At 65.7% G+C, this 14,569-nt stretch carries 15 protein-coding genes; 2 read left to right on the plus strand and 13 right to left on the minus strand.

The window, feature by feature from the left end:
• Positions 1-2 precede the first annotated feature (2 nt).
• From QFZ57_RS17390 to QFZ57_RS17400, 3 genes are all read right to left on the minus strand, one after another.
• Positions 3-491 (minus strand): regulatory protein RecX, encoded by a 489-nt coding sequence (locus tag QFZ57_RS17390; RefSeq protein ID WP_306632553.1) that lies wholly within the window; start codon positions 489-491, stop codon positions 3-5.
• 132 nt (positions 492-623) lie between these two features.
• Positions 624-1,679, minus strand: coding sequence for a recombinase RecA (gene recA, locus QFZ57_RS17395; RefSeq protein ID WP_306632554.1), 1,056 nt, complete (start codon positions 1,677-1,679; stop codon positions 624-626).
• 204 nt (positions 1,680-1,883) lie between these two features.
• Positions 1,884-2,108 carry a DUF3046 domain-containing protein gene (locus QFZ57_RS17400; RefSeq protein WP_306631747.1) on the minus strand — a complete coding sequence of 75 codons (225 nt, stop codon included), beginning with the start codon at positions 2,106-2,108 and terminating at the stop codon, positions 1,884-1,886.
• Positions 2,109-2,149: 41 nt separating this feature from the next.
• On the opposite strand from QFZ57_RS17400, the gene QFZ57_RS17405 reads away from it, so the two are divergent.
• Positions 2,150-2,680, plus strand: coding sequence for a MarR family winged helix-turn-helix transcriptional regulator (locus QFZ57_RS17405; protein ID WP_306631748.1), 531 nt, complete (start codon positions 2,150-2,152; stop codon positions 2,678-2,680).
• A gap of 120 nt (positions 2,681-2,800) precedes the next feature.
• On the opposite strand, the gene QFZ57_RS17410 is transcribed toward QFZ57_RS17405, so the two are convergent.
• The 7 genes from QFZ57_RS17410 to QFZ57_RS17440 form a co-directional block, all read right to left on the minus strand.
• Complete coding sequence (locus QFZ57_RS17410; protein WP_018771597.1) at positions 2,801-3,253, minus strand: helix-turn-helix domain-containing protein; 453 nt, start codon at positions 3,251-3,253, stop codon at positions 2,801-2,803.
• 166 nt (positions 3,254-3,419) lie between these two features.
• Positions 3,420-3,899 (minus strand): CinA family protein, encoded by a 480-nt coding sequence (locus QFZ57_RS17415; protein ID WP_306631749.1) that lies wholly within the window; start codon positions 3,897-3,899, stop codon positions 3,420-3,422.
• Complete coding sequence (gene pgsA / locus QFZ57_RS17420; protein ID WP_306901083.1) at positions 3,896-4,540, minus strand: CDP-diacylglycerol--glycerol-3-phosphate 3-phosphatidyltransferase; 645 nt, start codon at positions 4,538-4,540, stop codon at positions 3,896-3,898. The genes QFZ57_RS17415 and pgsA overlap by 4 nt, the downstream gene beginning before the upstream one ends.
• Before the next feature lie 17 nt (positions 4,541-4,557).
• Complete coding sequence (locus QFZ57_RS17425) at positions 4,558-7,449, minus strand: FtsK/SpoIIIE family DNA translocase (protein WP_306901084.1); 2,892 nt, start codon at positions 7,447-7,449, stop codon at positions 4,558-4,560.
• A gap of 160 nt (positions 7,450-7,609) precedes the next feature.
• Complete coding sequence (locus QFZ57_RS17430; RefSeq protein WP_306631752.1) at positions 7,610-9,301, minus strand: ribonuclease J; 1,692 nt, start codon at positions 9,299-9,301, stop codon at positions 7,610-7,612.
• 40 nt (positions 9,302-9,341) lie between these two features.
• Positions 9,342-10,250 (minus strand): 4-hydroxy-tetrahydrodipicolinate synthase, encoded by a 909-nt coding sequence (dapA, locus tag QFZ57_RS17435; protein ID WP_306901085.1) that lies wholly within the window; start codon positions 10,248-10,250, stop codon positions 9,342-9,344.
• 58 nt (positions 10,251-10,308) lie between these two features.
• A complete protein-coding gene (locus QFZ57_RS17440; protein WP_306901086.1) occupies positions 10,309-10,692 on the minus strand; it encodes a hypothetical protein in 384 nt (127 codons plus the stop codon).
• A gap of 103 nt (positions 10,693-10,795) precedes the next feature.
• On the opposite strand from QFZ57_RS17440, the gene QFZ57_RS17445 reads away from it, so the two are divergent.
• A complete protein-coding gene (locus QFZ57_RS17445; RefSeq protein ID WP_306901087.1) occupies positions 10,796-12,031 on the plus strand; it encodes a heparan-alpha-glucosaminide N-acetyltransferase domain-containing protein in 1,236 nt (411 codons plus the stop codon).
• 79 nt (positions 12,032-12,110) lie between these two features.
• Here QFZ57_RS17445 and QFZ57_RS17450 read toward each other — a convergent pair whose 3' ends face one another.
• The 3 genes from QFZ57_RS17450 to dapB all read right to left on the minus strand — a co-directional run bounded on the left by QFZ57_RS17450 (position 12,111) and on the right by dapB (position 14,531).
• Complete coding sequence (locus tag QFZ57_RS17450; protein ID WP_306901088.1) at positions 12,111-13,064, minus strand: TM2 domain-containing protein; 954 nt, start codon at positions 13,062-13,064, stop codon at positions 12,111-12,113.
• Between the two features lie 219 nt (positions 13,065-13,283).
• Complete coding sequence (locus QFZ57_RS17455) at positions 13,284-13,757, minus strand: hypothetical protein (protein ID WP_306631757.1); 474 nt, start codon at positions 13,755-13,757, stop codon at positions 13,284-13,286.
• Between the two features lie 3 nt (positions 13,758-13,760).
• A complete protein-coding gene (gene dapB, locus QFZ57_RS17460) occupies positions 13,761-14,531 on the minus strand; it encodes a 4-hydroxy-tetrahydrodipicolinate reductase (protein WP_306901089.1) in 771 nt (256 codons plus the stop codon).
• Positions 14,532-14,569: the final 38 nt, after the last annotated feature.

Below are 14,569 nucleotides of genomic sequence, written 5' to 3' on the forward strand. Positions count from 1 at the left end.
AGTTAAGGGTAACGGCTTTGGAGCATGCCGCTGTCGGGATCCTGCCGGGAATCCAGGACTTCGTTGACAATCCGGAACGCCTGGGATGGCTGGTAGCCCTTCCTCGCCAGCATGGAGGCCAACCGCCGGACGGCTTTGTCCCGTTCCGCTTGATCGGACATATCGGTTCCGGGCCGAAGCTTGCGCTCCACCAGCGTGCGCGCCGCGGCTTCCTCCTCGGCGTCGGTCAGTTGACCCAGGGCAGCAGCCGCAGTTTCCGGATCAATGCCCTTCTCCGCGAGTTCGCGCCGGAGGGCCCCCTTGGCGAGCTTGCGGGACTGGGACCGGCTCCTGACCCACATGTCCGCAAACTCGGCGTCATTGATCAGGCGGACCTCCTGAAACTTGTCCAGCACCGCTTCGGCGACCTGTTCCGGGATATTCCGCTCTGCCAGTTTCCGGGCGAGCTGCAGCCTGCTCTTGGGTGCTGCCGTGAGCTGCCGGTACACAATGGTCTGCGCGGCCGTAAAAGGATCCGGTTCGGCGTCGACAGCCTGCGGATCCTCAGGAACGGCGAAGCCGTCCGACGGCCCTGGAGAAGGGCTGCCGGAACGGGCCCGTCGTGAACGTGGTCCGGTCAAGGGCTAGAACCCGTCGACGGCTTTCAGCTTTGGCGCGTCCTTGGACTCCTCCACGGCGGGCTTTACCCCGACACCGAGCTTCTCCTTGATGAGGCGTTCCAGTTCCGCAGCGAGTTCGGGGTTGTCGCGGAGGAACCGGCGGGAGTTCTCCATGCCCTGGCCCAGCTGGTCACCGTCGTAGGTGAACCAGGATCCGGACTTCTTGATGATGCCGTGCTCCACACCCATGTCGATGATGCCGCCTTCGCGGGAGATGCCCTGGCCGTAGATGATGTCGAACTCGGCCACCTTGAAAGGCGGGGCCATCTTGTTCTTGACGATCTTGGCCTTGGTCCGGTTGCCGACGGAATCTGCGCCCTCCTTGAGGGTCTGGATCCGCCGGACGTCAATGCGGATCGACGCATAGAACTTCAGGGCTTTACCACCGGTGGTGGTTTCGGGGGAACCGAAGAAGACACCGATTTTTTCACGGAGCTGGTTGATGAAGATGGCGGTGGTCTTGGTCTGGCTCAGGCGGCCGGTAATCTTACGCAGGGCCTGACTCATGAGCCGTGCCTGGAGGCCCACGTGGCTGTCTCCCATGTCGCCTTCGATTTCGGCGCGGGGTACCAGGGCGGCAACGGAGTCGATGACGATGACATCGAGCGAGCCCGAACCGATCAGCATGTCCATGATCTCCAAGGCCTGCTCACCGGTGTCCGGCTGGGAGACGAGGAGCGCATCCGTATCCACCCCAAGCTTGGCGGCGTACTCCGGGTCCAGGGCGTGCTCAGCGTCGATGAAGGCGGCAATGCCGCCCAGCCGCTGCGCGTTGGCCACGGCGTGCAGCGCTACGGTGGTTTTACCGGAAGATTCCGGACCGTAGATCTCAACCACGCGGCCGCGGGGAAGGCCGCCAATGCCAAGGGCGACGTCCAGTGCGATGGAGCCGGTGGGAATGACTTCGATCGGGGCGCGCACTTCGTCACCCAGGCGCATGACCGAGCCCTTGCCGAACTGCTTGTCAATCTGGGCAAGCGCTGCTTCCAGCGCTTTTGCACGATCCGGGGCTGCCGCCATGGTTGACACCTCTAATGCTTTCTCGATGGTGGCCTTCGCGGCCGTTTTATTGGTCATCTCTGACGCTAATGGGACCCACTGACATTCCGGCCTGAGGACAACGGCTATGTGGATAAACCCAATAGAAAAAGCATAGCGTTATCCGAACAGGTATTCGAAGAATGAGGGTCCTGCGGCGTGTCAGCACCCGCAAGCGCAGCCGGATTAATCGCGGCGCGGGGCTATGTCCCGGCCCAGCCGCCGTTCGGCCGGCACATCCTGGACAGTGCAGACTGCCAGCCAGACCTTGCGCGGCTCGACGCCTGCGGCCAGGGCCTGGTCGGCGGTGCGCCCGCCTACGTCGGCAAGGACCAGGGTACTGCTCAGCACGCGGGAGTACCCCGCCCCGAACTCGTCATCCATCAGACGCCAGTACTCGCTGATTCGCATCGGTAAATCCTCTCATGATTGCGGACCCTAGAATTGTTGCCATGAGCAACCCCCCGGATCTCCCGCCGCAGCAGGACGCAGGCGATGATGCCGCCGATACCGCACTGCAGAATGTCGAACACCAGATCAGCCTCTTCTGGCGGCGGGCCAGGGCCATCTCCAACCAGCTCTCGCGCGAGGTCCACCCGGATATGGAACCTGCCGCGTACGGACTGTTGACGGTCATCCGCCGCGAGGGACCCATCCGCCTGACCGAGCTTGCCATGAACATCGGGGTGGGGAAGCCGTCGGTCAGCCGGCAGATTGCCTTCCTTGAAAGCCTGGGACTCGTGTCGAAGGAAGCGGATCCCCTGGACCGCCGGGCGCAGTCGATCCGGCTGACGCCGAAGGGCGAGGAGAAAATGCATCAGGTCCAGGACGCACGGCGCCAGGTTTTCCAGGAACGGCTGCGTGAGTGGCCGGTGGAGGACCTGCAGGAACTGGCGCGCTACATGGCCAAGCTGAACTCCACCTACGAGCGTGACGGATTCCCCAGGGAAGGCGCCCCCGCATCCCCTGACGAGGAGGAATAGGCGGCAGCAGCAACAAGCGGCCGGCGAAGTCGACTACCTGTGGGCATGCAGGAAGCCCCCGGCCAGTGAACTGGCCGGGGGCTTCCTGCATGCCAGGCCCACCTTCGGTGGGGGCTGACTTTACCGGGCGCCGGAGAGAAGGCCCGTTGAGAGTTCGTCGTTCAGTTCAGTGTTGAGGTCGCGTTCCAGGTCACGGCCGTACCGCTGGGAGAATTCCTGCGGAACGGTGTCCGGAACCGCGACGCCTTCGGCCACTGCCACACGGTCGCTGACCTCACGGAGCATGCTTGACAGCGGAACATCGAGTGCCGAGCAGATCGAGGACAGAAGCTCTGACGATGCTTCCTTCTGGCCGCGTTCCACTTCGCTGAGGTACCCCAGGGAGACTCGGGCGCTGTGCGAGACTTCACGGAGCGTGCGCCCCTGACGCTGGCGGACATCGCGCAGGACATCACCAATTTCGTGACGAAGTACTACCATCTTGCGCTCCTTCTGTTCGCTCTTAGCCTGTTCGGCGAGGCCCACATCCTTCCAGCGGACAACGCCGTTTACGGATACGGGCTGCTTTACCATCTGTATCGCCTTGCTCCCTCATTGGTCAGGTCCGCCGAGGGGCGGACCGTCGTGGTCATTTCATCCTAGGCGCCTCCGCTATCCGGAAGCGACACAATGTAATAACTAATCGGTACCGGCTTTTGTTCCCGTCAACTTTACGCCCGGTAACTTCTGGCCACCAGCTTCAGGCAGACAGTGCCTCCAGGAGCCGTTCCAGGGCGGCGGCGCAGGCTGCTGCCCGGATGTCGGGCCTGCTGCCCGTAAAGGAGTATTCGAAACCTGCGGTTCCGGCCGCAGTGGCAATGCCGATGTAAACCCGCCCCACGGGCTTGCCGTCATGGGCATCAGGGCCGGCCACCCCGGTGGTGGAAAGCCCGACGTCGGCGCCAAGGACCGTGCGTGCCCCGGCTGCCATGGCACGGGCAACGTCAGGGTCCACGGAGCCGGCGCGGGCCAGGAGGTTGGCGGGGACGTGCAGCACCGCTTCCTTCACGGAATTCTGGTAGGCAACAACTCCGCCCTGCAGCATGCCTGAGGCACCGGGCGTGTCGGCAAGGACGGCGGACACCATCCCGGCCGTCAACGACTCCGCGGTGGCAATGGTCTGCCCGGAGCCGAGCGCTTGCCGGACGGCCTCAGCGGCCAGGCGGTGGAGGTTGCTCATGCCTGTTCCTGCCCTGTCCCGGTCGCTGCCTGCCGCTTGCCTTTGGCACGAAGACGCAGGGCCTGGACCACATATTCGACGCCGGTCCACAACGTAATTGCCACGGCAGCCATCATCACCGCAAACGCCAGCCAGGACATCCACGGCGCGAATGCCCCGAAAGGCAGGAGGTACAGGAAGATCGCTGCGGTCTGCACCACGGTCTTGAGCTTGCCGCCCCGCGAGGCGGGGATGACCCCATAGCGGATCACGAAGAAGCGCAGGGCGGTGATGCCCCATTCCCGGACCAGGATAACCAGGGTGGCCCACCAGGGCAACTCGCCCAGCAAGGAGAGCATCACCAGCGCGGAGCCTGTCAGCAGCTTGTCTGCGATGGGGTCGGCGATCTTGCCAAAGTCCGTGACGAGGTTCCGGCTCCTGGCGATGTCGCCGTCGAGCTTGTCCGTGTAGATGGCGACGGCGAACGTCGCCACTGCTGCCCAGCGCCAGGGTCCGGAGGTGCTGTCCAGCCCGGGCGCGTCCGCCACGAGGAACCACACGAAGAACGGGACCAGCGCGATGCGGATCATGGTCAGGACATTGGGGAGGTTCCAGACCCCGGCACGGCCCTGGCCGGCGGCGGATGCATCGGTACTAGTCACGTTCCTAGGCTACCGGGCTACCGTCCGGTGAGGGACCAGGCGTCTTCGGATCCGTCGTCGTCATCGCCGTAGCCGCCGGGAGCGGAATCCGAGCCGTCGTAATATTCCACCTTCTGTTTCCTCTGGTCCAGGTCGGTGGCCACCAGGTCCTCGGCGTAGCCACCCTGGGCGATGTTGGCGTTGGCATTGTCGCTGAGCGCGGCCGTCTGTGAATCGGCAACGGCCGGCGCCTCCTGGCCCTTCATCGCGGCGAGGACGGCGGCGAGGTCGTCAGGCTTGACCAGCACGTCGCGCGCCTTGGACCCCTCCGAGGGGCCCACTACGCCCCGGGATTCGAGCAGGTCCATGAGCCGTCCGGCCTTGGCGAACCCGACGCGGAGTTTGCGCTGGAGCATCGAGGTGGAGCCGAACTGGGTCGTGACCACAAGTTCGGTGGCCTGCAGCAGCACCTCGAGGTCGTCCCCGATGTCGTCGTCGATCTGCTTCTTGGGCGCCTCAGCAGCGACGTCGTCGCGGTAGCTGGCCTGGAGCTGCCCCTTGACGTGTTCCACGACCTTATGGATTTCCGACTCGGTGACCCAGGCGCCCTGGACACGCATGGCCTTGGACGCACCCATCGGCAGGAAGAGCGCGTCGCCCTGGCCGATGAGCTTCTCGGCACCGGGCTGGTCCAGGACCACGCGGGAGTCGGTGACGGAGGACGTGGCGAAGGCCATGCGCGAGGGCACGTTGGCCTTGATGAGCCCGGTGACCACGTCCACGGACGGACGCTGGGTGGCCAGCACAAGGTGGATGCCGGCGGCACGCGCAAGCTGGGTGATTCGGACGATCGAGTCTTCGACGTCGCGTGGGGCCACCATCATGAGGTCGGCCAGCTCGTCGACGATTACCAGCAGGTACGGGTAGGGCCGGATGACGCGCTTGGAGTCCACCGGCGGCTGGACCTTGCCGGCGCGCACGGCCTTGTTGAAGTCGTCGATGTGCTTGAACCCGTAGTTGGCGAGGTCGTCGTAGCGGGCGTCCATCTCGCGGACCACCCACTGCAGCGCTTCGGCGGCTTTCTTGGGGTTGGTGATGATGGGCGTGATCAGGTGCGGAACGCCTTCATAGGCGGTCAGTTCCACGCGTTTGGGGTCCACCATGACCATGCGCACCTCATCCGGGGTGGCGCGCATCAGGATGGAGGTGATCATGGAGTTCACGAAGGACGACTTACCGGCGCCGGTTGCGCCGGCCACCAGGAGGTGCGGCATCTTGGCCAGGTTGGCCACCACGTAGCCGCCCTCGACGTCCTTGCCCACGCCCATCACCATCGGGTGGTCCGTGCGGCGGGCGTTCTGGCTGCGCAGCACGTCGCCCAGGGACACCGTCTCACGGTCGGTATTGGGGATCTCGATGCCAATCGCCGATTTGCCCGGGATGGGGCTCAGGATGCGGACATCGCTCGAAGCGACGGCATAGGAAATGTTCTTGGACAGCGCGGTGACGCGTTCCACCTTGGTACCGGGCGCCAGTTCGATTTCGTACCGGGTGACGGTGGGACCGCGGCTGAAGCCCGTGACGGTGGCATCGACGTTGAACTGCTGGAGGGTGTCGGTCAGGGCAGCGACGACGGCGTCATTGGCTTCGGTGCGCTCCTTGGGGATGGAGCCGGGCGTCAGGTAGTCCGAGGCAGGGAGGGTGTACGTGACGTCCCCGGCGAGCGACAGCTGTTCCGTCCGCTGCGGGATGGGAACGGGCGGCGGCGCGGGGGCCACGGGGTTAGAGGGGACCGTGGGCGCGGCGGCGGCCTTGCCGGGAGCAGCGGCATCCGGGATGACCAGCGGAATTGCCTCGGTGGCGTTTTCCGCCGGAGACGCCGGCGAACCGGCACCCAGGCCCTGGGCTGCCTTGATCTTTTCGACGGCGATCTCCGCCTGGGTGGGGCGCCGCACCCCGGGCGCGGGCCGCGCGGGTCCGCTCTCGTCGTCGTCGATGACGGCGTGCTCAAACGCCTCGTCGCCCACATAGCCCTCAAGGCCGGCCTCGGGCTCCTCGTTCTTGCCAAAGAGCTTCCGCTTCTTCTTCCTGGCCACCGCGGGTGCCGTCCGTTCCAGGTAGCTGCGGTCGTGCTTGTCCCCGGGGTGTTCCTGGTCCATCAGGTCGATGCCCATGAGGTGCTCGTAGGCTCCGTGAAGGCGCCGCGGAATGGCCGTGAACGGGGTGGCCGTGATGATCAGCAGTGAAACGAATGCCAGCAGGCCGTACAGGACCACCGGGACGGCGGAATGGATGGCGGCCAACGGCGTAGCGGCCAGGAAGCCGAGCATGCCGCCGGCTTTACGGAGGCCGTTGAACCCGTCGGCAACAGTGGGCTGGCCACCCAGGATGTGCGCCAGTCCGCACCCGGCGAACGTCATGATCAGGAAGCCGATGCCCACCCGGTTGTTGCCCCGGCCGTCGGAGGGCTGGCGGAACAGCCGGAAGGCGCAGACGAAAAGCATGAGCGGGAGCAGCAGGGAGATCCAGCCAAAGGTGCCGTTCACCACGGCGTAGACGGCGTCCGGGAACCAGCCAGTCAGGCCCCACCACGCGAAAGTGGCGATGAAGATGCCCAGTGCCAGGTTGAACAGGGCGGCGCCGTCCCGGCGTTCCTCTGCGGGGAGGTCGCTGACGTCGTGGCCGATGCGGCGCACTCCCCCGCCCACCAGGTGGCCCATTCCCAGCCACGCTCCGCCCACCACGCGCAGCAGCCAGGGCTGGTGGTGTTCGACGGCGGGAAGCTGGCGGGTGCGTGCGGTGCTGGATGAGCCGCCGCGCCCTGCCTTGCCGGCGGTGGAGCCGGTACCGCGGCCTGCGGAGCTGCCGGACTTGCTGCCGGCGCTCCCCCTGCCGGTACCTTTGGGCGCGGAAGTAGTACGTGTGGCCATAGTAGCCACGCTACCGGAAGCATGCTGTGATTCCGGGGATATCGGGGCCTCCGGCGGCCCGTCCGGGCGCACGCTGCACCTGTCCGGACGCGAGGAAGGGCCCGGTCCACGAAGAACCGGGCCCTTCCGCGTCTGCAACTAACGCAGTAACGCTGTGCTGTCAGGCCTCGAGCACCACGGGGATGATCATGGGCTTGCGGCGCAGCTTGCGGTTGACCCAGGTGCCCACCACGCGGCGCACTACCTGCTGGAGCTGCTGGCTGGTGTGGTCGGCGTGATTCTGGACTGCTTCCTCCAGCGCCGCGTTGATCTTGGGGATGATGTCGTCGAAGACTGAGTCATCCTCGGCCACGCCGCGGGCGTGGATTTCTGGACCGGACACCACCTTGCCCGTGGCACGGTGGATGACCGTGATGATGGAAATGAAGCCTTCGTCGCCCAGGATCCGGCGGTCCTTGAGATCCGCATCGGTGATCTCGCCCACGCTGGAGCCGTCCACGTAGACGAAGCCCACCTCCACCTGGCCCACGATGTCGGCCTGGTGGTCATGGAGATCAATGACCGTGCCGTTGTCCGCGAGGATGACGCTGGCCTCCGGCACGCCGGATTCGATGGCGATCTTGCCGTTGGCGATCAGGTGGCGGGTTTCGCCGTGTACGGGCATGGCGTTCAGGGGCTCAAGAATGTTGTAGCAGTAGAGCAGTTCACCGGCGGCGGCGTGGCCGGACACGTGGACCTTGGCGTTGCCCTTGTGGATCACATCAGCGCCCAGTTTGAGGAGGCCATTGATGATGCGGAACACCGCATTCTCGTTGCCCGGGATGAGGCTGGAAGCAAGGATGACGGTGTCGCCGTCGCCCACCACCACCCGGTGGTCGCCATTTGCCATCCGGGACAGCGCAGCCATGGGCTCACCCTGGGATCCGGTGGACATGAGCACCACACGGTTGTCGGGCAGGTTGTCAATGTTCTTGATGTCCACGACCAAACCGGCGGGAACGTCCAGGTAGCCGAGCTTTTCGGCGATGGCCATGTTGCGGACCATGGAGCGGCCCACGAAGGCCACCTTGCGGTTGTGCTTGGCCGCGGCGTCCAGGACCTGCTGCACGCGGTGCACGTGGGAGGAGAAGGACGCCACGATGATGCGCTTGGTGGCCTGGCCGAAAAGCCGCTCCAGCGTAGGGCCGATTTCCTTCTCCGCCGTGGTGAATCCGGGTACGTCGGCGTTGGTGGAGTCGGCCATGAAGAGGTCCACGCCCTCTTCGCCCAGCTTGGCGAAGTGCCGGAGGTCGGTGATGCGTCCGTCCAGCGGCAGCTGGTCCATCTTGAAGTCGCCGGTGTGCAGGACAGTGCCGCCTGCGGTGCGGATGAACACGGCCAGGGCGTCCGGGATGGAGTGGTTCACGGCCACGAACTCGCATTCGAAGGGCCCGAACTTCTCCACCCGGCCCTCTTCCACGGTCAGGGTGTAGGGCCGGATACGGTGCTCCTGCAGCTTGGCCTCGATCAGGGCGAGGGTCAGCTGCGATCCCACCAGGGGGATGTCGTTACGCAGGCGCAGCAGGTACGGCACGGCGCCGATGTGGTCCTCGTGGCCGTGCGTGAGGACCACGGCCACGACGTCGTCCAGCCGGTCCTCGATGTACGAGAAGTCCGGCAGGATCAGGTCAACGCCGGGCTGGGTTTCCTCGGGAAAGAGGACGCCGCAGTCCACGATCAGCAGCTTGCCGTCGATTTCGAATACGGCCATGTTCCGGCCGATCTCCCCCAGGCCGCCAAGCGGAACGATCCGCAGCGTGCCTTGGGGCAGGCGCGGAGGGGTAACAAGGCCGGTAAGGGCAGTTTGGGTCATAGTGCACTTCTTTCCAGGTGGAAGGGTGCCGGTCTTAGCCTCAGGAGAAGACCAGCCCCGCTTCCGCCAAATCCCCGCGGATGGTTTCGATCTCGGTTTCGTCCGGCTCCACGAGGGGCAAACGGACAATCGAGTTGGGCAGGACTCCCTGCCATTTAAGAATCTGTTTGGCCGCCACGGCCCCTTGGACACGGGTCATGGTTGCGCGGACAACGGGCTGCAGCTCGAAGTTGATCTTGCGGGCAGTGCCCAGGTCATTGGCGTTGATGGCGTCGATAAGTTCCCGGAAGCGGCGGGTGGTCACGTGGGTGGTAACGCCGACGAGGCCGACGGCGCCCAGCGCCATCCATGGCAGGGTCAGCCCGTCATCACCGGAGTAGAACAGCAGGTCCGTCTCGCTCATCACGCGGGTGGCTGCGACGAAGTCCGCCTTGGCGTCCTTCACCGCGACAATGTTGGGGTGCTGCGCCAGCCGGATCATGGTGTCCGGGTCGATGGCAATGGAGGACCGGCCGGGGATGTCGTACAGCATGACGGGTACGTCCACGGCGGAGGCGATGGTCTCGAAGTGGGCGCGGACCCCGGCCTGGCTCGGCTTGTTGTAGTACGGGGTCACCAGGAGGAGCCCGTCGACGCCGAGGGCTGCAGCCTGCTGGGAAAGGTGGACCGAGTGCGCGGTGTCATTGGTGCCGGTGCCGGCAATGATGGCCGCCCGGCCACCGACGGCGTCCTTCACGGCCCGGAACATGCCGAGGTTTTCTTCGTCCGTCAGCGTTGAGGTTTCCCCGGTGGTGCCGGTCACCACCAGTCCGTCACAGCCGTCGTCGACCAGCTTGCTGGCCAGCGCTGCCGCCTGGTCGTAATCCACTGCGCCGTCCTTGGTGAACGGCGTGACCATGGCGGTCAGGAGGGTACCGAGGGCAGGGATGTGCGCGGAAGAGTCAGCCATGGAAAAAACGTTACCCTGTCCCCGGCCGGTTAGGACAATGCCACGGGCGTGACGAGCGTCAAATACGGGGCTGCCCATGCTGCGGGGCATCATTGCCCGCATGGCAGTAGCGCCCGACGGCGGCCTGCCGGAGGTCCTCTGCCCAGGAGGCGAGCCGCTGCGCCGCCCGGACGTAGTGGAACAGTTCGGTGGGCGTCAGGGCATCGATGTCCGTCTCCGCCAACCGGCGGGCGAGTTCAGCCCCCTCCGGCTGGGCAGCCAGGCTGACGCCTTCCCGTTCCCACTGGACGTCCTCGGCGGGCCGGCCGGAGACAAGTTGGCGGAACAGGTAGTCCACCACTCCGGGGCTCATCGCCTTCAGCAGCCCATTCCCGGCGTCGGGATCAGTCAACGGCACCTTGGGTGTGCGGGGAACAGCGGCTCCTGATGATGGCATTTCCATGGCACCCATGATATTCGAACATATATTCGAATACAAGGCTGCACGTGCCGGTGGCACTTGCCGTGGGCAGCCGCCTCCCGGGCACGTGTGAGACGATCTGGTCATGACGTCCCGCAACCCGGCCACCCGGTCCCGGAAGACCGTGAACCGGCAGCAGCCGGGGCGCCTTCGGGGCATCGATGCCGCCCGGGGCCTGGCGTTGCTGGGCATGATGGCCACCCACCTGCTGCCGACGTTCGAATCGAATGCCAGCCTCACGCCAACCTGGATCGGCCTCACGTTCTCCGGACGGGCTGCCGCCCTCTTCGCCGTACTGGCGGGCGTGGGCCTTGCCCTGTCGACGGGAAAGAACAAACCGTTGGAGGGCGCAGAACTCTCGGCGGCCCGGCGGGGCGTGGCGCTGCGCGCCCTGGTGATTGCCGCCGTCGGTCTTACCCTGGGCGGGCTGGAAGTGAATGTAGCCATCATCCTGGTCCACTACGCCGTGCTGTTCCTGTGCGTCCTGCCCTTCCTGGGGCTGGACGTGAAACGACTGTGCGCGTGGGCCACCGGCTGGATCCTGGGGTCGCCGGTGCTGGCATACCTGCTGCGGCCCTGGCTCCTGGCCGCGGAGCCGCCCCTGAAGCTGGGCCACAATCCAGGCTGGGAGGACCTTGGAACACCGTCCCGGCTGCTCGCGGATGTGTTCTTCACGGGCTACTACCCAGTGGTGCAGTGGCTGTCCTACCTGCTGGTGGGACTGGCGATTGGCCGCCTGGTCCTTACCAAAGCACTGGTCCCCGTACTGCTGTTGGTTGGCGGAACAGTGGCGGCCGTGCTGGCCAAGACCCTGGGTGTGGCGGCGATGGAGGATTGGGGCGGCCGGGCAGCGTTGGAGAAGGTCCTGGACTCGCCGGGATACCCGCTGGGCAGCCTGCTGCAGGTGAACCTCGCCGGACTCCCCCAGGAGGGTTCGTGGTGGTGGCTGGCATCGGCAGCACCCCATTCGGGCACCCCGCTTGACTTGCTGCATACGTCGGCGGTTGCGGCGGCTGTCATCGGTGCATGCCTGCTCCTGGGGCGCCTCGCCGAGTGGGTGGACCTGGACCTGCTGCTGCCGCTGCGGGGGCCCGGCGCCATGACGCTGACCCTGTACACCGTCCATGTCTGGGTGGTCGCCAGCTTCTACCTCAAGCCCCTGCCGGCAGGTTGGACCGAGGACGGCGTGTACTTCGCCCATGCCGCCATTGCCATCGTCGTCGGCATCGTGTTTGCGCGGCTGCTGTGGCGCGGCCCGCTGGAATGGGTGGGCCACGCGGCGAGCCAGGTGGGCCGCGGCGGCTTCAAAGCCCTGTCCTGAGCGGAGGCTTTAAACGCAAGCAAAAGAAACCCCGCGGCCCCACCGTAAAGTGGCGCCACGGGGTCCTTTGGTTCGTGAATTACTGCGGAGTCAGGGTGAAGGTGGCGGCCTTGTCGCCGTAGTCATTGTTCACAACCACCTGGACCGGCCCCTTCTTCACGTCAAACGCAATGATCCCCTGGCGGACATCGTTGGCGCCGACCTCGTCGGAAGGCAGGGCGCCCAGTCCCTCGTCCAGATAGACCAGTTCGCCCTCTTTGCCGTCAGCATCGAGGACCTCGAAATTCGAGGGGCTGGAGAAGCTGGTGCCGGTCAGCGTCTCCCAGGAAACCTCCACCGCGAGGAAGCCGCCGTTCTTCGGCTCCATATAGGACATGCCGGGGATCTCGGTGGTGTAAACGGAGTCGAGAACGCCGATCTTAACGGTGTTGCCCTCCGACACGGTGGCAACGAACGAGTTGCCTTTGGTGGTGGTCCCGGCTGACGGAGCAGGTGCCGCCTGGGAAGCCGAAGGAAGTTCCGGAGGAACCGGCACCTTCCGGCCATCAACGGCGGCACCGATCATGGCGATGGACGCAATGGTCAACAGAATCCCGGTAATGATGCTCGCAAGCCAGAGAACGGCTGTGATGATCCAGGCCTTCTTCTTGTTCTCCGGGTAGCCCTCCAGCGGACGGCCATGAACATCCCGGGTGTTTCCGGTCAAGGTCATGATCAGGTCCACAATGGCCCAGATGCCCAGTCCGCCGGCCGTCAGCAGCTTGGCCACACCGGACCCGATTTTGCCGAGGTAGAAGCGGTCCGCGCCGAAGGTGCCCAGCAGGAGGGACAAAATCCAGGTAGTCAGGAAGGATTTCCGCGGACCATCGGAGTAGGGAGCCTGACCGTAGGGCCCTGGCTGATACTCCCCCTGCGGTCCTGCCGGGTACTGCCCTTCAAAGCCGGGCTGCCCTCCGAAGGTAGATGGTGCAGGCGGAACCGGCGGGGCCGACGGTCCGCTCTGGGGCAGGTGCGGGTAACTGGGGTGACTCATGGATCGTCCTTTATTGGAGGAGGGGTGCGGGTAGCAAATGGGGTTCGAGGGACGACCGTGGCGGTGAAACTGCCAACCCCATGCCTGCCCCCAAGCCGGAAAGTGTTTGTCCAACGACCTTACTATCCCGGGCAAAGAGCTGCGATGGGCAGACCTGCCCATGGCAGAAGATCCGGGCGTCCGGGACCGGCCGTGGCGGCAGGTTCCAGGTGGAGACTGTCAGGACGCCGCGCTGAAGAGCTTCACGGCGTCGCGCATGGACGCGCGCGCACGCTTGCGGTCCCCGGCGGCGTCATAGGCGCAGCTCAGCCGGAACCAGGAACGCCAGTCATCAGGAGAGGCCTCGGCCTCGGCCCGGTACTTTTCGAACTCGGCATCGGCCGCCGCCCGGACGATCCTGCCGCCCGGCGTGCGGGGAAGCTCATCCACCGGCAGGCCGCCTTCGGCCTCCAGGACCTTGGCCATCTGCTCGGTGCGGGCGCCAAACATCAGCTCGCGGACCAGGGCCCACGCGCCCACGATGGGCAGCACCAAATAGGCGGCCCCGATGGCCTTCGCGGTGAGGTTGCTGTCAGCCAGGAGCAGGAGGGACCGCTGGAAGGACACCACCAGGTAGAAAACCAGCAGCAGCGTTACCGCTCCCACCCAGATCTTGGTGCGGTTCTTCCGGAAGGCGGCTGCGAACCCGTTCACGGCCTAGAGTCCCAGATCCAGGTAACCGTCCAGACCGACGGTCAGGCCCGGGTGCGCGGCGACGTTGCGAACGCCCAGGAGCACGCCCGGCATGAACGAGGCGCGGTCAAAGGAATCGTGGCGGAGGGTCAGCTGCTCGCCGGGACCGCCCAGCAGGACTTCCTGGTGTGCCACGAGGCCGCGGAGCCGGACGCTGTGGACCCGTACGCCGTCCACCTCGCAGCCGCGCGCGCCCGCACGTTCGGTGGTGGTGGCGTCGGGGCTGGGCGGAACCTGGGCTGCGCTGCGTTCGGCGGCGATGAGTTGTGCGGTGCGGACGGCAGTGCCGGAAGGGGCGTCCACCTTGTCCGGATGGTGCAGTTCGATGATTTCCACCGACTCGAAGTACCTGGACGCCTTCGCGGCGAAGGCAGAGGCCAGCACCGAGCCCAAGGCAAAGTTCGGCGCGATGAGCACACCGGTGTCCGGGTGCACTGCCAGAAGGGATTCCAGCGCGGACAGCCGTCCCGCGTCCCAGCCGGTGGTGCCCACCACGGCGTGGATGCCGTGCTCGACGGCGAAGCGGACGTTGGCTTCGGTGCTTTCGGGAACCGTCAGGTCCACCAGGTACTGGGCACCTGAGGCGGTCAGCTGCTCCAGCGAGTCACCCCGTCCCAGGGCTGCGACGAGCTTCATGTCGGGCGCGGCATCGATGGCCTTTACGGCCTCGGCGCCCATGCGTCCATTGGCACCAAGGACGGCCACCAGCTTGGGTACGGAGTGTTGTTCGGTCATGGCATTAACCCTACCGGCGGGACGGGTTGGTGCAGGAA

This window comes from Arthrobacter sp. B1I2 (assembly GCF_030816485.1).
Classification (GTDB): Bacteria; Actinomycetota; Actinomycetes; order Actinomycetales; family Micrococcaceae; genus Arthrobacter.